The sequence below is a fragment of the Pseudonocardia sp. DxW genome, from assembly GCF_058448985.1.
In genome coordinates, this window is sequence record NZ_JBZFLK010000001.1 from 37141 (window position 1) to 50674 (window position 13534).

The following is a 13534-nucleotide window of genomic DNA, read 5'->3' on the forward strand; positions in this document are numbered from 1 at the left end:
GCCCGCCGTTCGCCGTGGCACCGACCGTCACGGCACAATGCGGCCCGGACGGCGTCGGGGGGTGTGATGGGCCGGGGACGGTGGCTGGTGGCGCTCGTCGCGGTGCTCGCCTGCCTCGCCGTCGCGCCCGCCGTCCCGGCCGTCCGCGACCTGGCCGCGCCCGGCCCCTCCACCCCGCACGGCCTGCGGATGCTCGTCCCGAACGTGCCCGGCGGCGGCTTCGACGTGACCGCCCGCAGCGCCGCCAGGACGCTGTCCGACACCGGGCTCGCCGATCCGGTGGAGGTGTTCAACCTGCCCGGCGCCGGTGGCGTCGCCGGGCTCGGCAGGCTGGTGAACGAGACCGGCAACGACCGGCTGCTGCTGAGCATGGGCCTCGGCGTGGTCGGCGCGGTCGCCTCCCAGGACCCGCGGGTGACGCTGGCGAACACCACCCCGGTCGCCCGGCTGTTCGAGGAGTCGGAGATCGTCGTCGTCGCGGCCGGGTCGCCGCTGCACGACGTGCGCGACCTGATCGACACCTGGCGCGCCGATCCGGCGGCGCTGCCGGTCGGCGGCGGCTCGACCGGCGGCGGCCCGGACCATCTCGCGACGATGCTGCTGGCCGAGGACGCCGGCATCCCGCCGGAGCGGGTCGACTACGTCAACCACGACGGCGGCGGGGCGCTGCTCGCCGCCCTGCTGGCCGGCGAGGTCGCGGTCGGCGTCTCCGGGCTCGGCGAGTTCGCCGACCAGCTCGGCCCCGGTTCGCTGCGCGCGCTCGCCGTCACCGCCGACGAGCGGGTGCCCGGGCTGGCCGTGCCGACCCTGCGCGAGTCCGGTGTGGACGTCGAGTTCAGCAACTGGCGCGGCATCGTCGCGCCGCCCGGTCTCGATCCCGGTGCGCGGGCCGCGCTGGTGGACCTGTTCGCCCGGATGCGGGAGACCCCGGAGTGGCAGGAGGTGCTGCGAGCCAACGGCTGGCGGGACGTGTGGCTGCCCGGGGACCAGTTCGGCGAGTTCCTGCACGCCGAGGACGAGCGGGTCGCCGGGATGCTGGGCCGGATGGGGCTGGGCGGGCCGTGAGCCGGGCGCGGGCCGGTCACCGGTCCCCGCGGCCCAGCTCGCGGTATACGCCTCGGCGGCCCCGGCGCCGAGCGGGATGGAGCCGGTCCCGATCGCGGTGCGCGGGTTCAGCCGCTCGGCCTCCCGGTGCGATCCGGCGACCCGCTCGCTGAGCAGCGCCCCCAGCCACGCCCGCACCTCGTCCGGCGGCATCGCGGTCGACGCCATCAGGTAGTTGGTGATGCTCAGCGTGCGGACCGGGGCGGGCGTGCCGTACACCGAGGCCGGGACGGTGCTCGGCCGGTAGACGTCGTCGTAACGGTCGTCGAGCGCGGTGGTCATCCCGTCCAGGTCGACCAGGACCAGCGGCACCCGGGCGGCCAGATCGGCGACCGCGGCGGCGGGCAGGCCGCCGAGCCAGATCATCGCATCGATCCCGCAGGCGGCCCGGTTCACCGTGGTGAGCTGCTCGACGTTCTCCACCATCGCGGTGGTGACCACGCAGGCCACCGCGGGATCGATGTCGTCGCGGGCCAGCAGGTAGTTGCCGACCGCGATGCTCGCCGTCGCCGCGTCGGTGCTTCAGATGGACACCTCGTCACCGGCGGAGGCGAACAGGTCGATCAGCGCCGGGGTGGGCAGGCCGCCCACCAAGATCAGCGTGTCCAGCGAGCCGTCCCGCAGGCCGTCCACACTGGTCCCCAGGTCGAGCCGCTGGGCGTGCGCCTGCACGCCCGCCGTCTCCAGCAGCCGGTTCGCCACCACTTCGGTACCCGATCGCGGCGAGCCGGTGGAGACCCGCTTGCCGTCCAGGTCGGCCAGCGAAGCGATGTTGCGGTCCTTGCGGACGACGACCTGCACGGTGCTGGTGTAGAGCCGGGCCAGCGCGACGATCTTCCGCAGCTCCGGTGCGAAGCTCCCGGGCCCGCGCACCGCGTCCACCGCGGTGTCCGCGGTGGAGAACGATGGTGGACGGCACCCGGACCCTGCTGGCCCGCCAGGACCAGTTCGTCACCGACGCCTCGCACGAGCTGCGCAACCCGCTCACCGCGCTGCGCCCGCAGATCGACCTGCTGGAGCTGAGGCTGGCCGGCGGCCCGGCGGCGGCACGGGCCCCGCTGGATACCGCGGTGCGCGAGGTCAACCGGCTCTCCGAGGTGACCGACGAGCTGCTCACCCTGGCCCGGGCGGGGGTCCCGACCGGCGGCGCGGAACCGGTCGATCCGGCGACCGTGCCCCGCCGGCCTGACCGCGGGGCCCGGCCGTCCCGCCGCGCCCCGCGCCGGATCTCGGACCGGGTCAGCTCGGCAGCAGCTGCACCGGGACGTCGACCAGCCGGCTGCGCAGGTACTCCCCCAGTCCCTTCGCCTGCGGGTCCGGCCGGGTCGACGAGGCGACGCCGTCCCCGAGCAGGCCGTGCACGACGACGTTCACCGCGCGCAGGTTCGGCAGGTCGAACACCTCCACGTCGAGCCCGGCGGTCTCCGGGCCGAGCAGCTCGCGGATCCGCTGCGGGGTGAGGAACGTCGCGAGCCAGTCGTGCCCGGCGTCGTCGCGCGCCCAGATCCCGATGTTGGCGTCCCCGCCCTTGTCCCCGGAGCGGGCGCCGGCGACCGTCCCGAGCGGGACCCTCGCGGTCTCCCCGCTGCTCTGCTCACCTGTCGCCCCGTTGCTCTGCTCACCTGTTCGGGCCGGCGCCGTGACCTGCGACGACACCGGGCCGGAGGTGGGCGGGTCGGCGATCGTCCGGCGGGTCCCGTCGGGCAGCACGACGGTGTGCGTCACCGCCGTGCGGGGCACCCTCGCCGGCCGGTAGATCCCGAACGCGGTCGCGTCGGTCGGCGGGGTGGTGGTGTGGAACCCGGCGTACCCGCCGAGCGCGAGCTCCATCGTCGCGTTCGAGAACCCGCGGCCGACCAGCCGCCGGTCGGCGCCCTTCACGGTGATCCGCAGGTGCGCGGTCGCCTCCGGATTGGACTCGGCGTCGGGACGGTCGAAGCGCAGCAGCCGAACATCGACGTCGTCGAAGGCGTCCCGGTCCAGGATCCCGAACAGCAGCTCCTCGGCCCAGGCCGCCTTGGCCTCGATGTCGAGACCGGTCAGCACCAGCGTCATCGTATTGCGGTAGCCGCCGACGTCGTTGAGCGCGACCTTCAGGGTGTCCGGCGGCGGGCTGCCGCGCACCCCGCTGATCGCGACCCGGTGCTCCCCGGCCTGTTCGAGGCGGATCGTGTCGAAGTGCGCGGTCACGTCCGGGCCGAGATAGGCGGGCGGGCCGATCTCGTAGAGCAGCTGCGCGGTGACCGTGCCGACGGACACCAGGCCGCCGGTGCCGTCCGGTTTGGTGATCACCGAGCTGCCGTCCGCGGCGACCTCGGCGATCGGGAAGCCGGGGCGGCGGCGGTCGGTGATCTCGTGCAGGAACGGGTAGTTGCCGCCGGTCGCCTGCGGGCCGCACTCGATCACGTGCCCGGCGACGACGGCGCCGGCCAGCGCGTCCCAGCCGTCGGGCGCCCAGCCGTGCCACCAGGCGGCCGGCCCGACGACCAGCGAGGCGTCGGTGACCCGCCCGGTGACGACGACGTCGGCGCCCGCGGCGAGCGCCTCGGCGATCCCCCACGCCCCCAGGTAGGCGTTCGCCGAGACCGGCGTCCCGTCGACCGGCGGGTCGATCGCGGACAGGTCGCCGCGCAGGTCGTCGCCCTCGACGTGGGCGACCCGCACGGTGATCCCCCGCGCCGCGGCGACCGCCCGGACGGCGCCGGCCAGCCCGGCCGGGTCCAGCCCGCCGGCGTTGGCGACGATCCGGATGCCGCGCTCGGCGCAGCCGGCGAGGATCTGCTCGACCTGGGTCAGGAACGTCCGTGCGTAGCCGACGCCGCCCTCGCGGGCCTGCGCCTTCGCCAGGATCAGCATCGTCAGCTCGGCGAGGTAGTCGCCGCAGACGACGTCCACGTCGCCGGTCTCGATCATCTCCCGGGCGGCGTCGAGCCGGTCGCCGTAGAACCCGGAGACGTTCCCGATCCGGACCGGCCTGCGCCCCTCTGCTCTGCTCACCTGACCGCTCCCCGCTCCCGTCCGGTGCCGGGCGCCCCGGCGAACGCCTGTGCGATCTCCAGCCACGCGGTCGCGGCCGGGCCGGTGACCGCGAGCCCGACGTCGTCGCGGTGCCTGCGCTGGGTGACCGCCAGGCAGAAGTCCAGGGCCGGGCCGGTGACCCGGTCTGCGGCGTCGGCCGGGCCCCAGGTCCAGACCTCGCCTGCCGGGCCGGTGAGCTCCACCCGGACCGGCTCGTCGGGGACCGGGCGGCCGTGCACCGCGAAGCTGAACGCCCGCGCGCCGACGCCGATGTGCGCCACGTGCCGCAGCCGGCCGGTGGGCTCGCGGACGACGCCGAGCGCGTCGGCGACGTCCTGGCCGTGCGCCCAGGTCTCCATGATCCGCGCGGTCAGCGAGGACGCCGCGCTCATCGGCGGCCCGAACCACGGCACCCGAAGGCCCGGGTCGAGCCCGCGGAACACCTCCAGCAGGTGATGGCGGGCGTCGTCGAACCAGGCCAGCAGGGCCGCACCGGACAGCTCCCGGTACGACGCGGCGATCGCGTCCGGGGCGATCCCGCCGTCGGCGACGATCCGGTCCCGCTCCGCGGTGAACCCGTCCGGGTCGACGGCCGCGCGGACCGCGACGTCGTCGAAGTGTGCGAGGTGCGAGACCTGGTCGGCGATCGTCCAGCCGGTGGCCGGGGTGTCCTGGCGCCAGTCCGGATCGGGCAGTGGCGCGAGCAGCTCCCGCAGCACCGCGGACTCGGCGGCGAGATCGTCGGCGAGCGCCTCCATCGAGATCGGCATCAGGCTCCCTTCCAGACCGGGGTGCGGCGGTCGCGGAACGCGGCGGGCCCCTCCTGGGCGTCCGCCGAGGCGTAGACCGGGGCCCAGATCTCCTCGGCCCGCGCGTACGCCTCGTCCCGCGGGTGCGACGCCGACAGGTACGCGGTGCGCTTCGCGGCGCGCACCGACAGCGGTGCGTTCGCCGCGATCCGCGCGGCCAGCCGGTGCGCCCGCTCGTGCAGCAGCGCCGCCGGGACGACGTCGTTGACCAGGCCGATCTCCCGGGCCCGGTGCGCGTCCACCGGGTCGCCGGTCAGCAGGATCTCCATCGCCACCCGGGGCGGGACCAGCCAGGACAGCGGCGCCGCCCACGGCGAACCGCGGCCGACCTTCACCTCGGTGACGGCGAACCGGGCGTGCTCGGCGGCGACCACCAGGTCGCACTGCTGGGCGAGCAGGAACCCGCCGCCGTAGGCGATGCCGTTGACCGCCGCGATCGTCGGCTTCGGCACCTCGATGTTGCGCCCGAACTGCGGCAGGAAGTCCGGCGGCGGGACCGTCAGCCGGTCGTCGGCCATCTCCTTGAGATCGCCGCCCGCGCAGAACGCCCGGTCCCCGGCGCCGGTGAGCACCAGCACGGCGGCGGAGTCGTCGCCGACGAACCGGCGCACCCCCGCCCACAGGCCCTCCCGGACCTCGGCGGACAGCGCGTTGCGGGCGTCCGGACGGTCGATGGTGAGCCGGGCGACCCGGTCGGCGACCTCGTAGCGCACGCTCACCGGAACCGCTCCCGCAGGCTCGGCCGGTCCAGCTTCCCGCTGCCGGTGCGCGGCAGCTCCTCGACGACCTCGATCCGCCGCGGCCGGGCGATCCCGCGCAGGTCCGGATGGGTCGCGCACCAGGCGGCGATCTCGTCGGCGGTGATCCCGGGCCGGTTCGGCACGACGACGGCGGTCACCTGCTCCACCCAGCGCTCGTGCGCGGTGCCGATCACCGCGACCTCGGCGAGATCGGGATGCCCGGCCAGGTGCTCCTCGACCATCTGCGGGAACACGTTCTCCCCACCGGAGACGATCATGTCGTCGATCCGGTCGGTGTAGTACAGGTAGCCCTCGTCGTCGCGGGACATGAGATCGCCGGTCCGGAACCAGCCGTCGGTCCAGCGCTGCGCGGACAGCTCCGGCAGGTTCCGGTAGCCGGGGGTCACGGCGTCGCCGCGCACCCACAGCTCGCCGACCTCGCCGGGGCCGGTCACGTCCGCACCGGTCGCCGGGGACACCAGCCGGGCCCGCACGACCTGCTCCAGCGGGCGGCCCATCGATCCGGGCCGGCGCGGCTCGCCGGGGGCGTAGGAGACGACCAGGCCGCTCTGCTCGGTCTGGCCGTAGATCTCGGTGCCCTCGATTCCGGTGCCCTCGCGCAGCCGGTCGATCGCCGCCGTCGGGGTGCGGGAGCCGCCGAACATGCAGATCCGGAACGAGTCCAGCACGACCGGCGCGTCCACCGTCCGGTTCCCGACGTCGATCATCATCGTCGAGATCAGGCCGCCGTAGGTGGGGCGCAGCCGCTGCGCGAGATCCAGCCAGACCAGGGCGTCCCAGCGCGGCATGAAGGTGATCCGGCCGCCGCGCAGGAGCACCGGCAGGCTCGCCAGCTGCAGGCCGCCGACGTGGAACAGCGGCATGCAGTTCAGCACGTGATCGTCGGCGGTCAGCCGGTAGAGGTCGATCACCCCCTCGACCTGCGCGAGCGTGTTGCGGTGCGTCTGCCGGACGCCCTTGGGCACGCCGGTGGAGCCGGAGGTGTACATGAGCAGCGCGTCATCGCCGTCCAGCCGGGGGGTCACGCCCGGTGCGGGCTCCGCCGCGGCGAGCGCCGCGTCGAACGCCGGGCCCAGGGTGAGCAGCTCGACGCCCGGCGCGAGCCCGCGGACCCGCTCGACCTCGGACTCCGGCAGCACCAGCAGATCGGCGCCGGAGTCGGTGATCGCGTGCCGCAGCGCGGCGTCCGGGAACAGTGCGTTCAGCGGGACGGCGACCGCGCCCGCCTGCCAGGTGCCGAGCAACCCGGCCAGGTAGTCGGGATGGTTGGGCAGGAAGAACCCGATCCGGTCACCGGGTGCGGTGCCGCGGCCGTGCAGGTGACCGGCGAACCGGGCGGCCCGCTCGGCGAGTTCGGCGTAGCCGGTCTCGACGTCGTCGATCGCCACCGCCGTCGACGACGGGTGGTCGAACGCGGCACGGCGCAGCAGGGTCGCGATGTTCATTCCATGATCCCCGTCCCAGGAGTGTGGCGGCGTTGTACGGGCACGGGCGCTCCCGGAACGCGGATCATGATCCGGGCTCCTCGACGACGGCCAGTACCTGCCCGGTGTCGACCTGGTCGCCGGGCGCGACCCGCAGCTCGCCGAGGACGCCGTCCCCGGGTGCGGCGATCGTGTGCTCCATCTTCATCGCCTCCAGCACGACGAGTGGCTGCCCGGCGGCGACCTCGTCACCCGCCGCCGCGTACACCCGCACCACCGATCCCGGCATCGGCGCGAGCAGCGAGCCGGCGTGTGTGGCCGCGTTCGGGTCGGCGAACCGGGGCTCCTCGTGCAGCACCACCGAGCCGTCCGGGCCGTCCACGTAGGACACCCCCGCGGCGCGGTGCACCCGGTAGGTCCGCCGGATCCCGTCGAGCTCCAGGACCACCGCGTCCGGGGTCACCGACACCGGGGTCACGGCCAGCGGCTCGTCGTCGACCCGCAGGTCCAGGCCGTCGCGGCGGAACCGGTAGGCGACCGGCAGCGCGCGCTCCCCCAGCCGGTAGCCGACCTGCTGGAACGCGCCGCCGACGTTGCGCCAGCCGGACGGCATCCCGCCCAGCACCCGGGCGTCCCGCCGGTGCGCCGCCTGCGCGGCCAGCGCCGCCGCGGCGGCGTGCCGGCGCCCGTCGGCGGACAGCGCGCCCGCGCCGAGCGCGACCGGATCGTGCCGCACCAGGAACCCGGTGTCGGTGTCGCCGGCCAGGAACTCCGGTTCCCGCAGGATCCCGACGAGCAGGTCGCGGTTGGTGGTGACGCCGTGCAGCGCCGCGCCGGCCAGTGACCGGGCGAGTGCCCGGGCGGCGGCGCCGCGGGTGGGCGCGTGCGCGACCACCTTGGCCAGCATCGGGTCGTAGTGCGGGGAGACGACCGAGCCGGTGCCGACGCCGGAGTCGACCCGGACCTCGCCCGGCACGTCGAACCGGTGCAGGGTGCCGGTGGCCGGGAGGTAGCCCTCGGCGGTGACGTCCTCGGCGTAGAGCCGGGCCTCGATCGCGTGTCCGGTGATCGTCGCGTCGCGCACCTCGGGCCCCAGCGGGGCGCCCTCGGCGATCCGCAGCTGCTGCTCGACCAGGTCGAGCCCGGTGACCAGCTCGGTGACCGGGTGCTCGACCTGCAACCGGGTGTTGACCTCGAGGAAGAAGAACTCCGAGCCGGCCAGCACGAACTCGACGGTCCCGGCGCCGGTGTAGCCGATCGCCTTCCCGGCCGCGACGGCCGCCGCACCCAGCTCGGCGCGCAACGCCGCGGAGACCGCGGGCGACGGGCACTCCTCGACGATCTTCTGGTGCCGCCGCTGGATCGAACACTCGCGCTCGAACAGGTGCACGACAGTGCCGTGGCCGTCGCCGAGGATCTGCACCTCGACGTGCCGCGGATCGACCAGGTAGCGCTCCAGGAACACCAGCCCGTCGCCGAACGCGCCCGCCGCCTCGCGCCGGGCCGAGTCGACGGCGTCGGCCAGCGCGGCCGGGTCGTGCACCACCCGCATGCCGCGCCCGCCGCCACCGTAGGCGGCCTTGACCAGCAGCGGGAAGCCGATCCGCTGCCCCGCGGTCGCCAGGTCGGTCTCCGGGCCGAGCGTGACGCCGGGCAGCACCGGCACCCCGGCGGCCTCCATCAGCGCCTTCGCCTCGACCTTGGAGCCCATCGCGGCGATCGCCTCCGGCGAGGGCCCGACGAACGTCAGCCCGGCGGCGGCGCAGTCCCGCGCGAAGCCGGCGTTCTCGGACAGGAACCCGTACCCGGGATGGACGGCGTCGGCGCCGGTGGCCAGCGCCGCGGTGATCACCAGGTCGCCGCGCAGGTAGGTGTCGGCCGGGGCGGTGCCGGGCAGCCGCACGGCCTCGCCGGCCTCGCGCACGAACCCGGCGCCGGAGTCGGCATCGGAGAACACGGCGACCGTCGCGATGCCGAGCCGGTGCGCGGTGCGCTGCACCCGGGCGGCGATCTCGCCGCGGTTGGCGACCAGCAGTTTCTCGATCATCTCGGCGCTCACATCCGGAAGACGCCGAAGCCGCGGCGCCCCTCGATCGTCTGGTTGTGCACCGCGGACAGCGACATCCCGAGCACGGTGCGGGTGTCGCGGGGATCGACGATGCCGTCGTCGTAGAGCCGGGCGGTCACGTAGAACGCGTGCGACTCGGCCTCGATCTGCTCCTCGATCGCGGCGGTGCGGGCCTCGTCGGCCGCCTCGTCGTAGGGCTTGCCCTGGGACGCCGCGGACGCCCGCCCGACGATCGACAGCACCCCGGCCAGCTGCGCCGCACCCATCACGGCGAGCTTCGCGGACGGCCAGGCGAACATCAGCCGCGGATCGAACGCGCGGCCGGACATGCCGTAGTTCCCGGCGCCGAACGACGACGCCATGTTGATCGTCAGGTGCGGCACCCGCGAGTTGGTCACAGCGTTGATCATCTTGGCGCCGTCCTTGATGATCCCGCCCTGCTCGTACTCGGCGCCGACCATGTAGCCGGTGGTGTTCTGCAGGAACAGCAGCGGGACGTCGATCTGGTTCGCGATCTGGATGAACTCGGACGCCTTCTTCGCCTCCTCGCTGAACAGCACGCCGCGGTGGTTCGCGAGCACCCCGACCGGGTAGCCGTGCACACTCGCCCAGCCGGTGACCAGCGACGTGCCGTAGAGCGCCTTGTACTCGTTGAACTCGGAGCCGTCGACCACCCGGGCCAGCACCTCGCGCGGGTCGAAGGGCACCTTCGACTCCGGCGGGAGCAGGCCGAGGATCTCCTCCGGGTCGTACAGCGGGTCGGTCGGCGGGTACGAGGGTGCGGGCCCGTGCTTGCGCCAGTTGAACCGGGCGACGATCTCGCGGCCGATCCGGATCGCGTCCGGCTCGTCGACGGCGAAGTGGTCGGACAGCCCGGAAACCCGCGAGTGCATCTCGGCGCCGCCCAGCGACTCGTCGTCGGCGTCCTCGCCGGTGGCCATCTTGACCAGCGGCGGCCCGCCGAGGAACACCTTCGCGCCCTTGTCGACGAGCACCGCGTGGTCGCACATGCCGGGCACGTAGGCGCCGCCGGCGGTGGAGTTGCCGAACACCAGCGCGACCGTCGGGATGCCCAGCGAGGACAGCTCGGTCAGCTCGTGGAAGATCCGCCCGGCGGGCACGAACAGCTCCGCCTGGGTGGGCAGGTCGGCGCCGCCGGACTCGACCAGGTTGATCACCGGCAGCCGGTTGAGCCGGGCGATCTCCAGCGCGCGCAGCGACTTGCGCAGCGAGTACGGGTTCATCGCGCCGCCGCGCACGGTCGGGTCGTGCGCGATCACCATGCACTCGACGCCGGAGACCACGCCGATCCCGGTGAGCAGCGACGCCCCGACGGTGAAGCCAGTGCCCCAGGCGGCCAGCGCGGACAGCTCCAGGAACGGCGAGTCCGGATCGAGCAGCAGCTCCAGGCGTTCCCGGACCGGCAGCTTACCGCGCTCGCGGTGCCGCGCCAGGTACCGCTCGCCACCGCCGGCGACGACCTTCGCCAGCTCCGCGTCGAGCGCGTCGATCGCGGCGAGCTGCGCCGCCCGGTTACGCGCGTACTCCTCGGAGCCGGTGTCCAGTGCGGACCGCAGTGCGGCCATCAGCGCCCCCCGTAGTGGTCGACGTGCGACTCGCGCACGACGTTCTTGCGGATCTTGCCGGTCGAGGTCCGCGGCAGGGCGTCGACGACGATCACCGACTTCGGGACCTTGTAGCCGTCGAGCCGCTCCTTCAGCGCGGTGAGCAGTGCGTCCGGGTCGAGGTCCGCCCCGGCTGCGGGCACCACGACGGCGGTGATCGCCTCGCTCCAGCGCTCGTGCGGCAACCCGACCACGACCACCTCCGCGACGCCCGGGTCCGCGGCGTAGACGGCGCGCTCCACCTCCAGCGACGCCACGTTCTCGCCGCCGGTCTTGATGACGTCCTTGGAGCGGTCGGCGAACCAGAGCACGCCGTCCGCGCCGAACGATCCGACGTCGCCGGAGTGGAACCAGCCGTGCCGGAACGACTCGGCGGTGGCGTCGGGGTCGTCGAGATAGCCGTTCAGGGTGGACGGCCCGCGGTAGACGATCTCGCCCTGCTCGCCGGGGCCGAGCAGCGCGCCACCGGCGTCCATGATCGCGACCTGCACGCCGGTGATCGGGGTACCGACCGCACCGATGTGGCTGAGCTGGTGCTCGGGCCGGAACAGCGTGGTGCACGGGCTCATCTCGGTCTGCCCGAACAGCAGCGCGAAGTCGCAGCCGAACCCGTCGAGGCAGGCCCGGATCAGCGGCTCGGGCATCGGCGCCATCGCGTACACCGCGCGGCGCAGCGCGGACAGGTCGCGCCCGCCGAACGAGTCGTGTTCCAGCGCCGCCCGGTACATCATCGGCAGCCCGAAGACCTGGGTGATCCGCTCGCGCTGCACGGTGTCCAGGAACGCGCCGGGCTCGAAGCCGCGGACCACGTGGATCGCCGCGCCGACCAGGATCGCCGGCGTGCAGAACGCGTTGAGCTGCGCGGTGTGGAACATCGGCATCATCGCGAGAAAGCGGTCGCCGGGGCCCCAGCCGGAGTCCAGCGCGGCCGAGAACGACTCCATCGTGATCGCCAGGTGCGAGGTCGCGACGCCCTTCGGGAACGACGTCGTGCCCGAGGTGTAGAGGTAGGACAGCGGGTCCCGGTCCTCGACGAGCACCTCGACCGGGCCGCCGTCGGCCTCGATCTCCGCGAGCGGGGTCCCGGTGCCGGCGGGTCCACCGGTGCCGGGGGCGACGAGCACGTCGGTGAGCGTCGGCACCTGCTCCCAGGCCGGCGCGAGCGTCTCGAGGAGCTGGGCCTCGACGACGATCCCGCGGGCCTTCGAGTGCCCGAGCACGTAGGCGACCTCGTCGGCGCGCCAGCCGAGGTTGACCGGCACGCAGACCAGGCCGAGCCGGGCGCAGGCGTAGTAGACGGCGAGGAACTCGGCGCTGTTGCCGGAGGCGAGCGCGAGCGCGTCGCCCCGGGTGTAGCCGCGGGCGGCGAACCCGCGGGCGAGCCGGGACACCCAGGCGTCGAACGCGGCGTAGCTGAACGTCCGGCCGGAGTCGACGACGGCGGTCCGGTCCGGCCGGGCGGCGGCGCTGCGGGTGAGCGCGTCGGCGACGTTGACCCGGCCGATCAGGTTGCGGGCGAGCTCGGCGGTCATCAGTACGACCTCGGCAGGCCGAGCCCGTGCTGGGCGACGTGGTTGAGGATCATCTCCCGGTTCACCGGCGCGACCTGCATCAACCGGGCCATCCCCCAGTACGGGACGAGGCCGTACTCGGCGGCCAGGCCGTTGCCGCCGTGGGTCTGCATGGCGGCCTCGACCGCGTGTGTCGCGGCCTCGGCAGCGGCGTACTTGGCCATGTTCGACTCCTCGCCGGCCGGCAGGCCGTGGTCGTGCAGCCAGGCGGCCTTGCGGGTCATCAGCGCCGCCAGCTCGGTCTCGATCCGGGCCTTCGCCAGCGGGTGCGCGACGCCCTGGTGGGCGCCGATGGGCACGTCCCACACCTGCCGGGTGCGGGCGTACTCCGCGGCCTTCGCCAGCGCGAACCGGGCGACGCCGACGCCGAGCGCGGCGCCGGTGATCCGCTCCGGGTTGAGCCCGCGGAACACCTGCCGGAAGCCGTCGCCCTCGGTGCCGACCAGGTTCCCGGCGGGCACCCGGACATCGTCGAAGTGCAGGACGTGCTGCTTGTCCGGGGCGATCAGGTCGACCGGGAGCGGGGTGCGGACCAGGCCGGGCGCGTCGACCGGGACGACGAACAGGCTCAGCCGGGCCCGGTCCCGCTCGTCCCGCCCGGTGCGCGCGACGACGAGCACGGCCTCGGCGTCGTCGGTGCCGGAGATGTAGTGCTTGGTGCCGCTCAGCACCCAGTCGCCGCCGTCGCGCTCGGCGCGGGTGGCCATCCGGTGGGTGTTGGAGCCGGCCTCCGGCTCGGTGATCGCGAAGACGACCTTGGTGGAGCCGTCGGCCAGCCCGGGCAGCCAGCGGGCGCGCAGCTCCTCGGAACCGAACTCGCCGATCACCTCGGCGGAGATCGCGGCCGACACCAGGACGAGCAGCAGCGGGGCGCCCTGCGCCGCGGCCTCCTCGCAGACGACGGACAGCTCGACCAGGCCGCCGCCCCCGCCGCCGTAGGCCTCGGCGACGTTCACCCCCAGGAAGCCGGCCTTGCCCATCGCCGACCACAGCTCGTGGGTGTGCCGCCCCTCGCGGGCGCACCGCAGGTAGTACTCGCTGCCGAACGAGGCCGCGATCGCGGCCACCGCGGCCCGCAGGTCGCGCTCCTCGTCGGTCTCGGTGAAGTCCACGCCGACTCCTCACGCTCTCGGTGAGTGATTTTCAGTTCACTC

10 protein-coding genes and 3 pseudogenes are annotated in these 13534 nt (G+C 74.3%); 3 read left to right on the plus strand and 10 right to left on the minus strand.

Translation table 11 applies throughout. The annotated features are described in order from the left end of the window. Positions 1-66: 66 nt before the first annotated feature. On the plus strand, positions 67-1065 hold the full coding sequence (locus ACVJO7_RS00165) for a Bug family tripartite tricarboxylate transporter substrate binding protein (protein WP_491671190.1): 999 nt from the start codon (positions 67-69) through the stop codon (positions 1063-1065). A 105-nt stretch (positions 1066-1170) separates the two neighbouring features. On the opposite strand, the pseudogene ACVJO7_RS00170 reads toward ACVJO7_RS00165, so the two are convergent. After that, positions 1171-1470 (minus strand): annotated as a pseudogene (locus ACVJO7_RS00170) (TAXI family TRAP transporter solute-binding subunit); the annotation flags it as partial. Between ACVJO7_RS00170 and ACVJO7_RS00175 the strand changes: the two are divergent. Continuing rightward, positions 1379-1588 carry a hypothetical protein gene (locus ACVJO7_RS00175; RefSeq protein ID WP_491671191.1) on the plus strand — a complete coding sequence of 70 codons (210 nt, stop codon included), beginning with the start codon at positions 1379-1381 and terminating at the stop codon, positions 1586-1588. The pseudogene ACVJO7_RS00170 and the gene ACVJO7_RS00175 sit on opposite strands and share 92 nt — an antisense overlap. Before the next feature lie 38 nt (positions 1589-1626). Here ACVJO7_RS00175 and ACVJO7_RS00180 read toward each other — a convergent pair. Continuing rightward, positions 1627-1995 (minus strand): annotated as a pseudogene (locus ACVJO7_RS00180) (TAXI family TRAP transporter solute-binding subunit); the annotation flags it as partial. Positions 1996-2009: 14 nt separating this feature from the next. Between ACVJO7_RS00180 and ACVJO7_RS00185 the strand changes: the two are divergent. Then, positions 2010-2222 (plus strand): annotated as a pseudogene (locus ACVJO7_RS00185) (histidine kinase dimerization/phospho-acceptor domain-containing protein); the annotation flags it as partial. A gap of 121 nt (positions 2223-2343) precedes the next feature. Here ACVJO7_RS00185 and ACVJO7_RS00190 read toward each other — a convergent pair. The 8 genes from ACVJO7_RS00190 to ACVJO7_RS00225 form a co-directional block, all read right to left on the minus strand. Further along, entirely contained in the window at positions 2344-4017 is a 1674-nt protein-coding gene (locus tag ACVJO7_RS00190; protein ID WP_491671560.1) for an acyclic terpene utilization AtuA family protein, read from the minus strand. An 80-nt stretch (positions 4018-4097) separates the two neighbouring features. Further along, positions 4098-4892, minus strand: a complete 795-nt coding sequence (locus ACVJO7_RS00195) for a TIGR03084 family metal-binding protein (RefSeq protein WP_491671192.1) — start codon at positions 4890-4892, stop codon at positions 4098-4100. Further along, a complete protein-coding gene (locus ACVJO7_RS00200; RefSeq protein ID WP_491671193.1) occupies positions 4892-5650 on the minus strand; it encodes an enoyl-CoA hydratase/isomerase family protein in 759 nt (252 codons plus the stop codon). The genes ACVJO7_RS00195 and ACVJO7_RS00200 overlap by 1 nt, the downstream gene beginning before the upstream one ends. After that, positions 5647-7137 carry a class I adenylate-forming enzyme family protein gene (locus tag ACVJO7_RS00205; protein ID WP_491671194.1) on the minus strand — a complete coding sequence of 497 codons (1491 nt, stop codon included), beginning with the start codon at positions 7135-7137 and terminating at the stop codon, positions 5647-5649. Before ACVJO7_RS00205 ends, ACVJO7_RS00200 begins: the two co-directional genes overlap by 4 nt. Positions 7138-7201: 64 nt before the next feature. Then, positions 7202-9163 carry an acetyl/propionyl/methylcrotonyl-CoA carboxylase subunit alpha gene (locus ACVJO7_RS00210; RefSeq protein WP_491671195.1) on the minus strand — a complete coding sequence of 654 codons (1962 nt, stop codon included), beginning with the start codon at positions 9161-9163 and terminating at the stop codon, positions 7202-7204. Between the two features lie 8 nt (positions 9164-9171). Beyond that, positions 9172-10770 (minus strand): acyl-CoA carboxylase subunit beta, encoded by a 1599-nt coding sequence (locus tag ACVJO7_RS00215; RefSeq protein WP_491671196.1) that lies wholly within the window; start codon positions 10768-10770, stop codon positions 9172-9174. Then, a complete protein-coding gene (locus ACVJO7_RS00220; protein ID WP_491671197.1) occupies positions 10770-12341 on the minus strand; it encodes an AMP-binding protein in 1572 nt (523 codons plus the stop codon). The genes ACVJO7_RS00215 and ACVJO7_RS00220 overlap by 1 nt, the downstream gene beginning before the upstream one ends. Further along, entirely contained in the window at positions 12341-13492 is a 1152-nt protein-coding gene (locus ACVJO7_RS00225) for an acyl-CoA dehydrogenase family protein (protein ID WP_491671198.1), read from the minus strand. Before ACVJO7_RS00225 ends, ACVJO7_RS00220 begins: the two co-directional genes overlap by 1 nt. Positions 13493-13534: the final 42 nt, after the last annotated feature.